The sequence below is a fragment of the Enterococcus sp. S22(2020) genome, assembly GCF_020295385.1.
GTDB lineage: Bacteria > Bacillota > Bacilli > Lactobacillales > Enterococcaceae > Enterococcus_L > Enterococcus_L dunnyi.
The window spans coordinates 1-15,937 of sequence record NZ_JACFUD010000010.1 but is presented as its reverse complement, the minus strand read 5'-3'; the positions used below and the strand labels follow the sequence as shown (position 1 = coordinate 15,937).

The window sequence follows — 15,937 nt, the reverse complement described above, 5'->3', positions numbered from 1 at the left end:
GTAGCATAATTTCTAATTTTGTAAAGAGGTGAAGCAACTAGAACAGTTGTTATATAGCCATTTATAGCTTGTTTAACATACCGTTCATTCTTCTTTGTGTCAAAAGTAGCAAACGCCTAGTACAGCTCTGAAAACGTATTGTAAATAGCCAGTTCGTTATATTTCATTTTATCAACAAATCAAAGAATCACGTTTACTCTGGATCTACCCAGTTATGCAGGGTTACTTGAGGGATCGATTCAATCGTGTCAGGATCAGTTATATCTGCTTCACGAACACGTAAACCTCCATTAGCAAGTTTCATTTCCAACCCTTTTAAGAAATAAGCTTTATAGTCTGTTAGACCGTTAGAAAGAGCTTCTTTTTCATTGGCTCTAATTTGTGCATTTACTATGTCCGAAACTTGTTGATCAATCACTGGCAACAATGCTAAAAACTCTATAATTTCTAGACAATCTATTTCTGATAATCCTGCAATGAGCAAAGACATAGCTAATGGTTTTAAGTGTTCTTTGTCTTTGAGGTATGCAGCAAGTAATACTTTTGGTTCAATGTCTTTAGTGTTTTGATCAGAGAGTTTTTCCGTGTATTTTGGGGACGTCTTTTTATTTAATTTATCATCATCGTCGGTTGAAAAAGGAAGGGAACGTAGTGTACTTTCTTTTTCAGTGTTAATTTTAGTATTGTTAATTTTAATACTGTTACTTTTATATCGGTCGTTTTGACTGGTAGGGTACCCGTCGTTTTGACTGGTAGGGTATCCGTCATTTTGACGGGTACCCTCTACTGGTTCAATTTTAGGGTTAGAAATAAGAGTGTAGAGGTTCTTGACTATTTCATTTTTCTCATTTCGAATAGCTCTAACTGTAATATAATTACATTCAATCAATAACTTTCTGTGCTTATAAAAGCGTTTCTCACTGATCTGTAGGTCTGATAAAATTTTCCTTACACTTGGAAATGCAGAACTTCCTGCTCCTGCATAGCTAACGATATAAGCATAAATCGCTTTTGATTCAATTGTTAGTCTATTGTCTTGCATGACTATCTTAGGCATTATGCCGTATCCATTTGAGTTTACGCCTTCGATCTCTAATTTATCTTGTAACATATCATTGTTTGTTGAGGTGATTTTTTTAGCCATAGTTGGTCTCCGTTTTCTGTATTTTAAGAGTGTATGATCACTTGAAATTATTTCTTATTTGCAGTAAATATAGCATGTTAAAAAAAAATGAACAAGCATAAAAAAATATAAGTTATAAGTTATAACCTAAATATGAAGGTTTAACTTATAACTTATAACTATTTATCTTATAACTTATATTTCAAAAGAAAACAATATCTTATAACTTATATTTTAATTAAATAGCCATGTATCAACGATTATATAAAGTTAGAACCCTTGATTTTTTAATTTACTTATAAGTTATTGTTGAAAGTAAAATTATAAGTTATATCTTATATATTGATAATAAGATTTATTTTATAACTTATAACTTAAAAAGGACTAATTATTTCTTTTCTAATTGTTCAAATGCTTCATTAATTTCAAAGCGTAAATGTTCTTCTTTTGCTATTCCAAGCTTCTGTTTTATGTAAAACTCAGCCAGTGTATCTATATATTTCTCAAAAGTGATTCTTCCAGTGATATCTTGAAATTCCTCTACATAATCTTGTAGTACTGATAACTTACTTTCCAAAGCAGAAGATATCATTTTAGGACGATTTACTTTGTATCGAGGGTCTTTTATAGTGACAGGACGACCTCGTTTAGACGAACTTTCATTAGTATTTGGTCCAGCAGCTGTGCTTGTTGCTACTGTCTTAGTCAAAACATCACTACTGAAATCAAATTCACCATTTATATCAATAGTTTTCCCCTTTTTTGGTTTCTTTAATAGTGTATCAAATTGCTGCGGTACAATATTTTCACTACCAAATGTTGATCTATCTTCAGTCATGGTTACGGACCATCCTTTCTTATGAATTTAGATATTGTTTACGAGCTTCAACTTGATTCAAAATATCAATAAAGACTTTATGTGCACGATAATCCCACTGTTCGTAATTACCATTTTTGTTTACATTTAAATGAATGCCATCACGAGAATAGGTTTTAAGACGTTCTTGAAAGTGAATTACTGTATCAAAGACTGAAGAGCCATAAAGTTCTTTTGCTTCGATCATTTTTGATTCATCGAAGTCACTATCTCTTTTTAGCATACATGCGAGTATTCCGATTACTTGTAAATCAATTCCGTATCGCTCAACCATGAAATTCTGATACCCTACATATTTTTTAACACCATCTAATGATTCTTCTTGAGTTTGAAAAGCAATGATACTATAATCTGCAGCAACCATAGCGTTATCTGAGAATTCACTAATAGTAGGGGGGACATCAATAAAAATATCGTCATAGTTTTCTTTAAGTGGTTGCAAAAGTTTTGCTAATACTGATATTTGATCTACTTCATCATCAAAATTTTTGATAACAAACTTTGTAAAAGATCTAAAGCTTGTATCACATGCGATTAAATCCAAATTTTCTATAATAGGAGTCACACAATCAGTAAGATCCATTTGTTGAAGACCAGTTGTGATTGTCTTATCAATGGATTGGATATTACCTGTTCTAGCTAACACTTGAGAAGCATTTGCTTGTGGATCAAGATCTACTACAAGAGTTTTTCTTTTTTTGATTACTGCATTATCATAACCTAGCATTGTAACAATTTTGGTTTTACCAACGCCACCTTTAAAGTTTCCTACTACATAAGTCGTTGCTGTCATATAGCTACCTTCTTTCAATATTTAATAACTTATTTATATTATAAGTTATTAAATATTGAAAGTCAATAAACTTATAACTTATTTTAATTATAAGTTATAAGAAAAATATGAAACATTGTCATATAGGGGATAAGGTTAACAAATAATATATAAGTTATAACTTATATATTATTTGATCTCTAAATTGTCAGTGTAATTATAGATATCAATTTTGATAAGACTAGCATCAAAATATTTTGCATACTCTGGCTTTATACTTTCAATAGCGACATTCAATGCTGCATTTTTCAGACAAGTGCTAGAGCAACAACTTCCTCGAAATATATGGCTATCTATTTCAATAAATTTAGTAGGGAAGTTTTCGTATGGATTTAAATAGTATCTATGATCACCTTCAGATATGCCAAATGAATTGTTGCAATAGACACAAATGTATGGACGAGCTGTTTTATGAATCAATAACCCTAGACAATTCGTTTTATCTTATAAGTTATAAGTTTAAAAATATAATTTATAACTTATAAGATAAATAAAAAAACTACCCTGCAATTAAGTGGGATAGTTTATAGATATGAAATAATATGCATCAATCTGTTGTTTTTTATCCATCGATATGTTTTTTTGTACGTCTGTGATCATGAAGGTGTTGCTTATAATCATCTTGCAGCAGTAATAGATCAGAATAGACTACATCCATAGATCTACTTGCGGCTAATGAGAGAGAATAGATAAAAGAAGCAGGTAGGTTCTCTACAGATCGATTGCGAGTGATCCATGTAGCCACTGTAGATTGAGGATAGCCGTGTAGTTCACAGAATTGTTCTACAGTAACCCCTAGTTGCTTGATAATGAATGTATTGATAGGGTGCGGATATACATAGGTATTAGTTTTCATGGTGGGAGGCTCCTTTAATTAGTCATATTATTGCGTTTGCAATAATATGACTTACTTAAATTATAGCACTACATGCCAGGGGAGAACAAGCCTGAAACTCCTAATGTATGCAGCTTGTGGCAATGAAAAAACTTTTATGCTATAATGAAAAAAAGAGAAAGACATGCGCTAACATATCTTTCTCCAGTAGAACCGTTTAAGACGGCAGCATAATTTTAAATCATGTAAAAATGATCGCTAACTTGCCAAAGTTAATGAGCGGTCATTTTTTTTGTCATTTTTAAGCATATCTACAATCAATTTAATCAAAGCAATGGTAAACATACCGAAGCTTAGGATCAATTGAATTGTTTCTAATGCGGACAAAAGGCTTCTCCTTTCAATAGATTCAGTACACACAATCATATGCACCACCTCCTAAAGAGCGCCACCGTCATAACTTTTCTACATCAATTAGTATACCATATTTATTCGATCCAGTTATCATCATCAAAATAGTCTGAGTAGATTAGATCTAGCTCTTCTTGAAATTCACTCGTAACTGATAGATCACTTAAGGAAAAAGGGGAGGGGAGATCACTTTGAGGATCTTCCGACCATTTTCTAAAGTCATGGATCGTAATAAAACGGATATCTGTATAATCTAAGTAGTGATCACCAATCAAAAGAACATCCAGATCACAGAATCCTCTAAAATTTCCCCATATAGGCTCCTTTACACGCCCTAATTCATCTAAGCTGTTTAACTGTATCTCAAGTATCTTATTGTGTTTTATCGAGCGTTCTAGGCAGTATTCAATGTATTTCCTATTTTGCTGGGGGAGACGTTCCAAATCTCTACTAGACTCAACTGAAGACTCCTTGATTCCTTCTTGCAGCTCACCTATAGCAAAAGCCGTATCCCATTTATAAGCCATGCCACGATCACGATATTCGTTATAGTCAAAAAACTCTTTTTTTGTACGTTTCATCATTGTACCCCAACATTTCCGCCAGCGTGTCCGGCAACTAAACCTGATCGTGATACAGCAGTCGCGCCATCAAGCAGGGAAGAGGCATGTATTAATGATTTAAAGCCATATTTCTTCCGGATAGCATCGATTAAAAAGTCTAAGCGCTGCTCACTAAATTCTTCCTCAGGATCAGAAAACAAATCCAACTGAAGGGAATCCGTTTTTTCTAATTTTGAGTACGAGATACCAACGTGTCTTACATCTTGGCCGTTGTATTCTGATCTAAAAAGTTGAAGCACATAGTCTGAGAGGGTCTTAGTGTTGTTAGAGAGCTGTATTTTCATTTGTTTTCGCCATCCTGATCTTCCTTGTTTATCAATATATCCTTTAGAGTAGCCCACTGATACAGCAACACAGCCCGTTTTTAAGTGGCTGCTGCGTAACCTGGTAGCAACTTGATCTGCGATTTCTTTTAACACAAGTTCCAGCTGATCTTGTCGAGTGTAATCTCTTGGGAGTACCTGGCTATTGCCTATGGACTTATCAACTTTAGCAGCTGGTTTTCGTTGGCCCAGAAAACTACGATCGATCCCCCAAGCGTGTGCATACAGCTGCAAACCCATGACACCAAATTCTCTTTTTAACCGATAAGGGTCAGCTTCTGCAATTTCCTTGATTGTTCTAATTCCCATCAGGTTAAGTCTTTTCGCTGTTCGATTCCCAATACCACAGAACTCTGTCATAGGGTGGATATTCCAAACTTTTTCTTGCACGTCCTCATATCGCCATTCGGCAATAAAATCCTTGCTACATTTGGATTCTAAGTCCAATGCTAATTTGGCAAGTAAGGGCTGATCGCCTATTCCTATGGTCACATATATACCTGTTTGATCCTTGACTTTGCGCTGAATCAGTTGAGCCATTTCATATGCATTTTTACAGCCAAACAATTTAAGGGAATTGGTCACATCAAGAAACGACTCATCGACGCTAAAAACGGCATGATCTTCATCTGCCACAAACGATTTATAAATCTGATTGATCTCTACATTTTTGGCCATGTAATAGGACATACGGGGAGGAACAATCAATAAATCCTTGTGATAAGGAACTTCATTCGATCGAGTTACATTGGAAATTCCTAATACCTTTTTGGCAAGGGGAGAAGCAGCTAACACTAGACCACCTGAATTCTCTGCACCACTCATCACAATCAACATCGTTTTAAGAGGGTGTAAGCCACGTTCCACACATTCTACACTTGCATAAAAACTCTTACAGTCGATACATAGGATATCTCTACTAGGTTCTTTGCTGTAGTCAAATTTCATTTACCTCACCTTTTTTATACTGACATTGTTCTATAATTATACGAACGTTTGTTCTTTTTGTCTACTCGAATGTATAATTTAAGTGCAACACTAAAAATTAAAGGTAAAAAAGCCTGTTATAATGGTGTTGACGAATTATATCGACTAGGAGGTATTCAGCTATGACTTCATACACACACCTTACGATACGTGAGCGTGAAATGATTTTTCTTTATCATGGTTTTGGTTTTACTATTCGTAGAATTGGACGTTTAATCAAAAGAAGTCCTTCAACTGTTATGAGAGAGCTTAAGAGGAATACTACAAAGTTTAGAGCTTATTCGCCTTCTCAAGCGCAAAAATCGTATCATAAGAATAAGCAGAAATGTGGGCGAAAGAAAATATTGGATCAATCACCATATAAAGAAACCATTCGTAAACTACTTTTTGAAGACCAATGGTCTCCAGAACAGATTGCAAATAGAATCAACTTAGAGAGTAATAAATATATTTTCAGTTACCCTACTATTTATCGCTCTATTTACGATGGTCTATTTGATGACGGATTTCCTGTAGGTAGTCCTGGGGCACGAAAAATGTTAAGACGAAAAGGAAGGAAATCGGTGAATAAAAGAATCGGTGATCGTCGTGGACGATTTACCGATGTGAGAACGATTCATGAGCGCCCAACAAAAGCTGAGACTAGAGAAGAACTTGGTCACTGGGAAGCTGATACTGTATTAGGACACAGAGGAAAATCATGTCTTGTCACACTCGTTGATCGGAGATCACGATTTTTACTAGCGGGCAGAATTCCTAAAAATGATTCAATCTGTGTAAGGGATATGATTGTAAAACTATTGTCTCCTCTAAACAAAAAGCACCGCAAAACGATTACACCAGATAGAGGACCGGAATTTGCAAAGTACAAGTATTTCAGTAGAGTATGTGATATTGATTGTTACTTTGCAGATCCGTGGTCTCCATGGCAGCGCGGAACAAATGAAAATACAAATGGGCTAATTCGTGAATATTTACCGAAACGTACTGATATGACTCCAGTTTCAGAAGAATATATTGAATCCGTCATTCATAAACTAAATAATCGACCTAGAAAATGTCTAAGTTGGAAAACACCATATGAGATATTTTATAATATATCTTCAAGCTTAGTTTAATATACTAATTGCTTTTTGAAAATATAGTTGGCAAGCATCGGCTTCGTTATAGGCTTACATATTCACACAGAGCATCGGATAAATTTTTGGGTGTATCCAAATTAACTTCATGTCTAGCGTTTTTAAGGATCAATAATCTTGAATTTGGTATAGATTTAGCTAAACCCTCAGAAGCTTTCTTATTTGCATTATCCTTTTCTCCATAAATAATGAGTGTTCGGGCAGTTAAGTTTTCCAAATCCTTTGAGAAATCTATATTTTTCATTGAAGTAGTAATCGAAAGTATATCCTTTTTAGAAAAATGCATTTTTTTAAAAAATTTGTTAGGTAAGACACGAAATACTAAGTTTTGAAGTGAGAATAATATTTTAGGAATCTTATATTGAGTACCTATTAAAATAAGATTTGAAATATTTTCAGGGTGTTCAATTGCATATTCTAGCCCTAACATTCCGCCTAGTGATAATCCGCAAATGCTAAACGGGGTTTCTATATTATCTAATATTTTACAAATCTCTTCATACAAATTTTGATATGTGATTTGTTTGTTCTTCAGTATCTTTTGAAAATCAATATAGATACTTTCTATATTGCTATGTAAATTTGATTCAACTTCATTCCAACTAGTTGAATCTTGACCTAGCCCATGTAAAAATACTACTTTATTTTTCAATGTTAATCTACTCCATCCTTTTTGTAAATGTGCATATTTCAGTTCTCCAGAATAAAAAACCTTCTATATTAATACTAACAAAAATAGAAAGTGAATAAAAGTGTTGCATTTAATTAGACAATTCTAGTAGCCTCAGAAACTCTACCAAGAGAAAAAAAGACTTATGCATACGGCATAAGTCCATTACATTTCTTATTTTCAGGTCAAACTGCACTGCTGATCAAGTCCGGCATCGGTTGTTTTAGATAGTCTGTAGCAAACTGATCATCAAACAACCAGCGATCGATCGTTTCTTTTTCTAGAATAACCGGCATACGATTATGTATCGCTTCGATTGACTTATTGGCTGCTGTTGTCAAAATAATACTTCTGTTTCCATCCTCAAACTTCTTATAAAACCCAGCTAAATAAAGAATTTTAGCACCTTTTTCTCTGAAGAGGAATTTTCTTTTCTCCTGGTCCCACTCATAAAATCCGGAAGTGGGGAAGACACAACGAGTGCTGCTGAATGCTTTAGCAAACATTTTCTTTTCAGTGACTGTCTCTGACCGTGCATTTATGATCGATTGAGACTTTTTAAACCCGTGGAAACCCCAAGCCATTGCTTCAACATCGATATCGTGATCAGACGTGCCGACTAGTAAAGGGACTGTGTTCGTTGGAAATATTTCTCCAGTCTTGATTTCCTGGTTCTTTGCTTCTATTTTCCAGATAATTTCCTCGATCTCTTTAGAATCTGTTGGATCTAACAAAAACCTTCCGCACATACGAAAACCCTCCTGTCTGTTGAATAACTTATCATCATTCTACAAGCAGAAGGGGAGATTTGCTAAGATATTGATTTGTTAAATAAACTGCGCATCCAAAACAAAACCTATATTTTTCTTAGAATATGAAATTAGTTGATAGTGAAGAGACTCACCATTTTGTTCTACTGTGTAGAATGTAGTGTGAGGAAATTCAATAAAACGGACCAATTTTCTAAACAACTGCTTTTTCTCCAGTAGTTCCATATTGTTTGTTTCAATTTTTAAAATAAAGAATTCTCTATCTTTATCAAAACCTAAAGAGAATTTTTTAATATCTTCTCCTTGATATTCTATAAATGAATTGATCTCAGATTCAATTCCTGTTTCATGTTCGTGATTTATTTCTTCTGCTATCTTTTTAAAAAAGTCTGTCATTTTACTCCAACTTTCTACTTTGGTTTTGGTATATATATTCCATCCGGATCAGGGGAATGTACAGAGACAATCCCTCCCCTTTCATTGGTTACTACTTTATTTCCTCTTGGATCTTTGTATTCCCAGGTTTTCCGTCCAAGCGAATCAACTTTTGATTTTCTGCTTTTCATATTGTTATCGATAATAGCATCGATTCTTTCCGGAGAAAACCCTCTCTCATTCGCTCTTTCCGCGCCATGTTTCGACATTGATCGGCCACCTGGAGTAACATCACCTGTATCAAGATCATACCCCTCTCCGAAACTGCTAAATGCATTCCAAATCGTTCCAACTCCATGAGTCATTGCAGCTGCACCACTAGCCGTTACTGCAGGACTTAATGTTGCAGTAGCTCCACCTGTAAACGGCGTACCTGCAAGTGAAGCAGCATTACCACCTACTAGCCAAGAAAAACCACCAATAAATTCAGCTGCACCACCTGCGACTGAAAGAAGGTCTCCCACAAACTGTGCAACGGCATACGGCTTAGTTCCTACAGAATCAGTATCAAGTGTACGTTCTCCCATTAAGGCACTCAGTCCGAAGTTTTCATAAATTTTATCTGCAATCCCTACACCAAAATCCTTTAATGCATTCCAATTATTTGTTGCGATTGCTTCCTGGACTGCTATAGTCATTTTAGGATTGAATGTACCATCCACATAGACACCTGTTACGTTTCCAAATTCATCAAAAGTATAAGTAATCTCTTGATTTTCTAATCGGTGAGTTTCTACTTTTGCATCGATCTTTTTCTGTCTCTTGTCCCAAGCACGGCTGATCGGCTTTGCCCAAGACATATTCATTCTTCCTAAATCAAATGTTCCGGAAGAAGCATTCCATGCAGCACCTTTTTCGACTTCAGCTAGTCCAGCATCAAAGTTGGCCAACTGTGCTTCAAAATCAGCGAAAAGACCTGGAGAACTGGCATGAAAAGCATAGAGCTTCTGAAGCTTTTCTTCACTTTCTCTAATAGCTGCCTGTACATGCATGTAACGTTGTTCTAGTCCTTGATTGGGTTCTTTCTCTTTATCCATTCGTTGAGCCATGCTTTGTAAGGTCAAATTGCCTTGTGCGATCACTGCCTTCAGTTGCTCCTCGATCACATCGCAGGTATCGACTTGTGATTGAAACTCTTCAGGAAACTTACTGTGTGCTTCAATCAATGCTTCACATACCAGGATAAATCCACTGGCTAACGTTGGATAAACTGCAGAAAAATACTGCTTCGCAGAATCATACGTTTTACCGGATAAAGGCGCACTCATAAAATGACTGACACTATCTTTTAGAACACCGCTGAACTGGACATACTGAGCGGCCATCTGTTTCGCAGCAGCACTTTGACTGTTGACTTCGCCAACAAAAAAATCTACTCCCATTCGTCCGCACCCACTTCCTGATCAAGCAGCTGCTTTCTTTCCAAAAATAGTTGATCTTCTTTATCAGCGAGATTCTTCTGTTCTGTTAAAAGTACTTCTGATCGTTCCTCGACTCGCAGACGTTGTTTTTGTTGTAGTGAGCGTGCTTCAGCTTCTAACTCGACAAAGTAATGTTGCTTTTCTGCCCCTTGATTCGCTTCCATCAATTCCTGGTAAAATCGCTGTTCCAAGTTTTGGATCTCACCATAGTCATATTCAGCTTCAGCCAGCTTTCTCAGTTCTCTTTGATTGCTTTCTTGCTCTAAATCCAGTTGTGTGAGTTCCAGCTGGATCATCGCTTCTCTATCTACCTGTTTCATTTGAACGTCACTCCATTAAAAAGGTTCGTCATACTGGCATTTATCTTTTGATCGATTGCCGCAAACTCTTTGGCCACGGAATGAATATTATTTCCATCACGAGCAATTGCATTCGATAACCGTTGCCCTCTACTATGTACGCTTGTTAAGCTATTCTTTGCGTTCGTGTTGCCACTGACCGACGTGCGCTCTGCCAAAGAAGTTGTTGCATTGACTGAAGACAATCCACTTGCTGCTTTACTCATTTGTGCAGATACACCACCAGCGATCGATAAACTACTATTGATCCCCATAATTTTCTCCTTTTTGTCTAGTTACCACTAGTTTAACACAAAAAGAGGGGTATTTTTTCCATTAATAACAGGATTACATTTTAAATATAGAAAAAATCTGCCTAATTTCTCCAATAAAGAATCAGACAGATTAACGATGTGGCGGAAAGATCCGCTAAATTTAGTTTAACTCATTCTTCCGGAATCGACAACTCCATTACAAAATCAATGAATTACCTACGACCCTACAACCATATATCGGTTGTATATTTTCACCGATCTTGACTAACTTTAATGGCTTATTTAACATCAGCGTAGTCACTATCTCTTTGGTTTCCAATGGTTTCATGTTCCCGTCAGTGGCTATTAATACCAGGCAACCTTCTTGCCGCTCTACTTTGCCAATTGGTGATATTTTGTTCTGAAGTTCCACCTTGATGTCCTGGACAACATCATGCTGAAAATCAACTGACAAAATAGTTAGTAGTTCAGTGGCTCTCATTTTTTTGACTCAATTTCAACATAATCGCCATAATGCAGTGCGTATCTTTTCCCACATTCTGAACATTCAAAATAGTTCTTTGGAAATGCAGTTCGAGCTAATTCACCACAATCGCATTCTACATAGAACACTTCTGATCGATTAAATTGGGTATGTTCTATTTTCCATTGATCATATACTTTTCTTGCCACTTTTTAGACCTCCATTTTTTACTTCTTGCTAATCTTTTTAGCATAGATTACTGTGTTACCAGCAATTCTAACACCATAGTTCCGCTTTTGCTTATCTAAATAGGAGAACTTTACTTGATCAAGCAGCTCCGGTGATCGTTTGATTAGTTCCTTTCTGGCCAGCGTTTCAAGAAGACTTCTTGCTTCTCCTTCAGAATCGCAGCTGTGTTCCTCTAATATTCTGAAATCAAACTCTACGATTACACGCCATAGGCCTGCATTTGCTTCTTTTTCTGTTTGACCCGTTAAATGTTCCATTCCTTCTTTCGTAATAATCCAAGTTCCTTTACCATTTCCAATGACATCAACTGATCCTGGTAGAAATTTATCCGGTGAACTAAAATATTTTTGGAAAACAAACGTCCGCTCTCGATTCCAACGTTCACTTGCTTCAGGAAACGTCATTATTTTTAATTCTGCTAAATTGATCATAATGTTCCTCTACTCCTTCAAACAATAAATATTGTTATATATTATTATACAATATTTATTGTTTGAAGAAAAGAAACTCAGTAAACCGTTTATTTAGGCTAATACAAAAAAGACACACAGTTTAGTATTACTCATGCTTCGTCTTATCTGTTTTGTGTCTGAATTATTCGTTTAGGATATTCAATCTAATTTTTAATGTGATATAGGATTAAAATTTGAATAATGGTACAATTATAAATGGCAACTGCCCAGAAATGGGGTGACTGCTCTCATGTACGAAATTCTTACGTTGATTATCGCACCACTTTTTGTGGCTCTAGTGACAACACTAGTCGATCATTGGTTATCTGATCGGGACGATAATTAAAGCAGTTGCCTAATAACCCACGCGCTGGCCGTCGCATCCAGTGTACAAAAAAAGCTCTCCTATTCGCTGTAGGAGGGCTTTCGTGCTGCTCTGTCGAACTTCTTACGTTTCGCAGATTTAGTTTACCATAAAGTATACCAAAGTGTCAAAAGGAGGTGTCTCATTTTCGTTTCTCTCCTAAATTTGCTTATGATAAAACATTAGGGTCCAGGCCATGTTCTGGTATTATCGATCGTTCGCTTCTACGCAATTTTACTTAGTGGATCTCATGCATACTGATATTGATCCCTTTTGGTAATCAATTTGTATTTTCCAGTCTACCTGTCAAATACAGGTAAAAAAACACAATTAAATGTGCATTAACAATGCTTAACAAAATAAAATATGCACTGCCATGATCTGACTTGTTAAGGAATGAAACAATATCAACAAAGAAAACAGCTCCTGCTATACTTAATAAAGCCTGTTTATATTTACATAAGAGCATGTTCCACACAAATGAAAACACCAAAATAACTGCTAAAACTCCTAACACTTCAATCATTTTTTCCTCCTAATTATCCTTTTTCGGCAAATTGCCGTCCATATTTCTTATCGAATTTTTATGAATAAAAGTTGCCCCTCCATAAACGGGTGGTAACGGACTCTTCATGAAAGTTCGCCACTCTTTGTAGCTTTTATTTCCTAATGTTTTAAGATAGAGGCTCGTTTTGAATCCAGTAGCTATAATTCTAGGTAACAGATTGAAAGCTAACCATATTGCAGCTGGTAGAATTATCATTATCAGACTAGCCATCAACGCAAAATCATTTACATTCATTTTGTCATCCTTTCTGATCGTTTTTTGATAATCATTTTTCGATATACTTAAATGATTGTGGTGCTGCACTTACATCTATTTCTTTCAAGTCTAAAGGTCTTTCATATTCAAGAAATTTCTTTATTTGAATTGCGTAACCTTTCTCTTTGCCACTAAAATATCCATTGAAGAATGCTTCAGTTATTCCTGAATACTCTTTCGTTCTCTGCCAAAGTTTTTCAGGTGTGTCTTCAATAATATTTTCAATGGTGAATTCACCTATAACTTTACCTACAGGCATAGTGGAATAAATAATGACAGACGAAACATCTTTATTTTTAAACATCCTGGATCTGTATTCAAACCTTTTTGTTCCAGCAATTATTTTCTCCACAAATTCAGGTTTAATAGATAACAATACTTTCATATTATTCGCCTACTTTCTGATCCTTTTTGAATCTCATTCATGCTGCTACCGATCCTTTTTGAGAACTATTTGTACAGCTGTGCTATCTTATCAAAATTTTCTTTTTGTTGTTTTGTAGCATGAGCAAAACTCATATCATCTTTAGCAATTAGAAACGGTGTACAAAACATTTCGTTAGTAGTAACTTTCAAAAAAGTGGATAACAGCCCATACTCAGCCAGTTCTTCGTTGTGTACCTGAAACGGCTCTATCTTATACACATCGCCATCTTTCTGAAGATAGTCTCCTATACCATGTTCTTTTATGTTTTCACCTCTATTGATCCGTTTTGAGAATCCTATTTATTTTGATAGTCTAAAATGAACTTCCTACTGTACCAATAATAACTAGCAAATGTTTTTTGATCATAGCCCCTCGGCTCAGTCTTTTCCCATTCTAAATCACTATCAATCTGATCATCCCATAAATATTCTGAATGCAGTAAATGCAGTGGATTATTGTGGATACTATCTTTGGTAAGATTAGCTACATCGTACTCTTCACAGCAAAATAAAATAGTATCAATCAAATCATTTAGTTGCTCTTGCTCCTCAGTTGTATATGTAGCACTAGGTAGTTTTAATAGAAACCATATTGTCCAAGGAGTTACTTGCCATAAAGTACTTTGGTGTTCTATTAGATTTCCAATCTTTTTAATCTCTTTGTTTTTAATCATTTCTGGAATCATTTCACCTGTACCATAGGGCGTTGATAAGCATTGCCATGGTATCTCCTCAATTCTTAACTCAGAAAGACTTTTGATATATTCCTTCATAAATTCAAACTCTCCTCTTCTGATCCTTTTTGATACATCCCTTACTACGATTATTTTTCAATAAAATTTAAGTATTCACTGTATCTTTTATCTATGATAGCTTTTACTATCTCATAATTTCTATTGGTGAATGTCACACCATAATCTGAATTCTCTAAATCATTCATATGTTCTAACTTCAAATTTATATAATCTTCTAAGTAAGAACTATACTTTTCTGAAAAGGGAGTTCCAGTTTCGTAATATTGGTCTGCAAATTCTACTCCTTTCCCTTCAAAGTCTTCTCCCATAAAAACACCATCACAAAAATCAAATAGCAAATCAAGAGCACTATACTTTCCTTCTTTTATTAGTTGTATTTCGTTAGATACTTCCTCTAACATATCTTGTCCAGAAAAATTATTTTCTATCATCCATCTATAGAAAAAAGCAATATGTACTCCACCTTGTTCAATTTCAATGCCTTCTGGAAAATCTTCAGCATCAAAATGCCATTTTGCTTTATCATAAGCCATAAATATCTCTCCTCTATTATTATATTTTCTTAATTTTAATATTTTCGTCCTTTGATTTTTCCATTTTTTCTTCCTTCATTTCCGATCCTTTTTGGGAACTTATCGAAGATAGTCTTTTATCTCTTCCGGCAAGTCCATTTCATCTATAACTTTCTGCAGAGTGTAGCCAGCTTCTTTTAGCTTTAGTTCAAAACTATCCTTGCCATCAAAAAGCCATTGGATATTATCTAATTGATCAGGCGTTAAAGCATTCCACATTTCGGAATCATTAAACCCTGCCTCACCCCAACCATCAAGTAAGAACGTCAAAAAAAGCAGTTCTTTTTTTGTTAGGTACATTTATTTTTCACTCCTTCAGTTGTTGATTCTTTTTGATACTCCCTCCATACGGAATGATTTCCATTTTATCTGCTGCTGCTAATCTAAGTTCTAAACTTTTTAAACCTTGTTTAGCCCTTTTTTCACTTGAATATATTTTTGGTTTATTAACACCTTCAATAGCTATTAGAGCTTTCACTTCTCCTCCCCATCTGTATGTCGAAGAAAAAATACTGGTAATGCCGAACTCATCCGTCATTTGAATAACATACATTCCAGTTCATCCTTTCTGATCCTTTTTTCAAATTGACAATGCTGCTTCATTCCTTTAACATTAAATGTAAGGAAAGAGGCTTTTATACCAAAAACGAGCGTTTTCGATAATTTGATTAATTCATATTTTAACGAATATAGAATATTGATATCACTGGAAGTTGCCCTAGTTTTGGGGCAGCTTTTTTATTTTGCCAAAAACTGCGTTTTTGAGAATCCTCA

Annotated in this window: 24 protein-coding genes; 2 read left to right on the top strand and 22 right to left on the bottom strand. The window is 35.2% G+C overall.

Annotation, left to right across the window (positions count from 1 at the left end; all coding sequences use genetic code 11):
* Positions 1-193: 193 nt before the first annotated feature.
* The 7 genes from H3T55_RS16175 to H3T55_RS16145 form a co-directional block, all read right to left on the bottom strand.
* The gene (locus H3T55_RS16175; RefSeq protein ID WP_225535379.1) at positions 194-1,144 is read right to left on the bottom strand and encodes a helix-turn-helix domain-containing protein; all 951 of its coding nucleotides are present in this window, start codon (positions 1,142-1,144) and stop codon (positions 194-196) included.
* A gap of 367 nt (positions 1,145-1,511) precedes the next feature.
* Positions 1,512-1,961 (bottom strand): hypothetical protein, encoded by a 450-nt coding sequence (locus H3T55_RS16170; RefSeq protein ID WP_225535378.1) that lies wholly within the window; start codon positions 1,959-1,961, stop codon positions 1,512-1,514.
* Between the two features lie 19 nt (positions 1,962-1,980).
* Positions 1,981-2,793 (bottom strand): ParA family protein, encoded by an 813-nt coding sequence (locus H3T55_RS16165; protein WP_086347190.1) that lies wholly within the window; start codon positions 2,791-2,793, stop codon positions 1,981-1,983.
* Between the two features lie 601 nt (positions 2,794-3,394).
* Entirely contained in the window at positions 3,395-3,688 is a 294-nt protein-coding gene (locus tag H3T55_RS16160) for a type III secretion system protein PrgN (protein WP_225535377.1), read from the bottom strand.
* A gap of 237 nt (positions 3,689-3,925) precedes the next feature.
* A complete protein-coding gene (pepG1, locus tag H3T55_RS16155) occupies positions 3,926-4,093 on the bottom strand; it encodes a type I toxin-antitoxin system toxin PepG1 (RefSeq protein ID WP_225535376.1) in 168 nt (55 codons plus the stop codon).
* A 62-nt stretch (positions 4,094-4,155) separates the two neighbouring features.
* Positions 4,156-4,662 (bottom strand): hypothetical protein, encoded by a 507-nt coding sequence (locus H3T55_RS16150; protein ID WP_412523587.1) that lies wholly within the window; start codon positions 4,660-4,662, stop codon positions 4,156-4,158.
* Complete coding sequence (locus H3T55_RS16145; protein ID WP_225535374.1) at positions 4,659-5,972, bottom strand: Y-family DNA polymerase; 1,314 nt, start codon at positions 5,970-5,972, stop codon at positions 4,659-4,661. The genes H3T55_RS16150 and H3T55_RS16145 overlap by 4 nt, the downstream gene beginning before the upstream one ends.
* Before the next feature lie 161 nt (positions 5,973-6,133).
* Here H3T55_RS16145 and H3T55_RS16140 point away from each other — a divergent pair, with 161 nt between their 5' ends.
* On the top strand, positions 6,134-7,129 hold the full coding sequence (locus tag H3T55_RS16140) for an IS30 family transposase (protein ID WP_225535373.1): 996 nt from the start codon (positions 6,134-6,136) through the stop codon (positions 7,127-7,129).
* A 46-nt stretch (positions 7,130-7,175) separates the two neighbouring features.
* On the opposite strand, the gene H3T55_RS16135 is transcribed toward H3T55_RS16140, so the two are convergent.
* The 8 genes from H3T55_RS16135 to H3T55_RS16100 form a co-directional block, all read right to left on the bottom strand.
* Positions 7,176-7,802 (bottom strand): alpha/beta fold hydrolase, encoded by a 627-nt coding sequence (locus H3T55_RS16135; protein ID WP_225535372.1) that lies wholly within the window; start codon positions 7,800-7,802, stop codon positions 7,176-7,178.
* A 203-nt stretch (positions 7,803-8,005) separates the two neighbouring features.
* Entirely contained in the window at positions 8,006-8,569 is a 564-nt protein-coding gene (locus H3T55_RS16130; RefSeq protein ID WP_225535371.1) for an SOS response-associated peptidase, read from the bottom strand.
* A gap of 78 nt (positions 8,570-8,647) precedes the next feature.
* A complete protein-coding gene (locus tag H3T55_RS16125; RefSeq protein WP_225535370.1) occupies positions 8,648-8,986 on the bottom strand; it encodes a hypothetical protein in 339 nt (112 codons plus the stop codon).
* 14 nt (positions 8,987-9,000) lie between these two features.
* Positions 9,001-10,407: an LXG domain-containing protein gene (locus H3T55_RS16120; RefSeq protein WP_225535369.1), complete on the bottom strand. Its 1,407-nt coding sequence runs from the start codon at positions 10,405-10,407 to the stop codon at positions 9,001-9,003.
* On the bottom strand, positions 10,398-10,766 hold the full coding sequence (locus H3T55_RS16115; RefSeq protein WP_225535368.1) for a DUF3958 family protein: 369 nt from the start codon (positions 10,764-10,766) through the stop codon (positions 10,398-10,400). Before H3T55_RS16115 ends, H3T55_RS16120 begins: the two co-directional genes overlap by 10 nt.
* Positions 10,763-11,059 carry a TIGR04197 family type VII secretion effector gene (locus tag H3T55_RS16110; protein ID WP_225535367.1) on the bottom strand — a complete coding sequence of 99 codons (297 nt, stop codon included), beginning with the start codon at positions 11,057-11,059 and terminating at the stop codon, positions 10,763-10,765. The genes H3T55_RS16115 and H3T55_RS16110 overlap by 4 nt, the downstream gene beginning before the upstream one ends.
* A 477-nt stretch (positions 11,060-11,536) precedes the next feature.
* Complete coding sequence (locus tag H3T55_RS16105; RefSeq protein WP_225535366.1) at positions 11,537-11,731, bottom strand: transcriptional regulator; 195 nt, start codon at positions 11,729-11,731, stop codon at positions 11,537-11,539.
* Between the two features lie 18 nt (positions 11,732-11,749).
* Positions 11,750-12,202: a helix-turn-helix domain-containing protein gene (locus H3T55_RS16100; RefSeq protein WP_225535365.1), complete on the bottom strand. Its 453-nt coding sequence runs from the start codon at positions 12,200-12,202 to the stop codon at positions 11,750-11,752.
* A gap of 271 nt (positions 12,203-12,473) precedes the next feature.
* Here H3T55_RS16100 and H3T55_RS16095 point away from each other — a divergent pair, with 271 nt between their 5' ends.
* Positions 12,474-12,569 carry a type I toxin-antitoxin system Fst family toxin gene (locus H3T55_RS16095; RefSeq protein WP_225535364.1) on the top strand — a complete coding sequence of 32 codons (96 nt, stop codon included), beginning with the start codon at positions 12,474-12,476 and terminating at the stop codon, positions 12,567-12,569.
* Between the two features lie 298 nt (positions 12,570-12,867).
* Here the strand turns inward: H3T55_RS16095 and H3T55_RS16090 are convergent, their stop codons facing one another.
* The 7 genes from H3T55_RS16090 to H3T55_RS16060 all read right to left on the bottom strand — a co-directional run bounded on the left by H3T55_RS16090 (position 12,868) and on the right by H3T55_RS16060 (position 15,716).
* Positions 12,868-13,113, bottom strand: coding sequence for a hypothetical protein (locus H3T55_RS16090; RefSeq protein WP_225535363.1), 246 nt, complete (start codon positions 13,111-13,113; stop codon positions 12,868-12,870).
* 9 nt (positions 13,114-13,122) lie between these two features.
* Positions 13,123-13,389: a hypothetical protein gene (locus tag H3T55_RS16085; RefSeq protein ID WP_225550251.1), complete on the bottom strand. Its 267-nt coding sequence runs from the start codon at positions 13,387-13,389 to the stop codon at positions 13,123-13,125.
* 31 nt (positions 13,390-13,420) lie between these two features.
* Positions 13,421-13,795: an ASCH domain-containing protein gene (locus H3T55_RS16080; protein ID WP_225535362.1), complete on the bottom strand. Its 375-nt coding sequence runs from the start codon at positions 13,793-13,795 to the stop codon at positions 13,421-13,423.
* 337 nt (positions 13,796-14,132) lie between these two features.
* Entirely contained in the window at positions 14,133-14,609 is a 477-nt protein-coding gene (locus H3T55_RS16075) for a hypothetical protein (RefSeq protein WP_225535361.1), read from the bottom strand.
* Positions 14,610-14,659: 50 nt separating this feature from the next.
* A complete protein-coding gene (locus H3T55_RS16070) occupies positions 14,660-15,124 on the bottom strand; it encodes a hypothetical protein (protein WP_225535360.1) in 465 nt (154 codons plus the stop codon).
* A gap of 99 nt (positions 15,125-15,223) precedes the next feature.
* Positions 15,224-15,463 (bottom strand): hypothetical protein, encoded by a 240-nt coding sequence (locus H3T55_RS16065; protein WP_225535359.1) that lies wholly within the window; start codon positions 15,461-15,463, stop codon positions 15,224-15,226.
* A gap of 7 nt (positions 15,464-15,470) precedes the next feature.
* A complete protein-coding gene (locus H3T55_RS16060) occupies positions 15,471-15,716 on the bottom strand; it encodes a hypothetical protein (protein WP_225535358.1) in 246 nt (81 codons plus the stop codon).
* Positions 15,717-15,937: the final 221 nt, after the last annotated feature.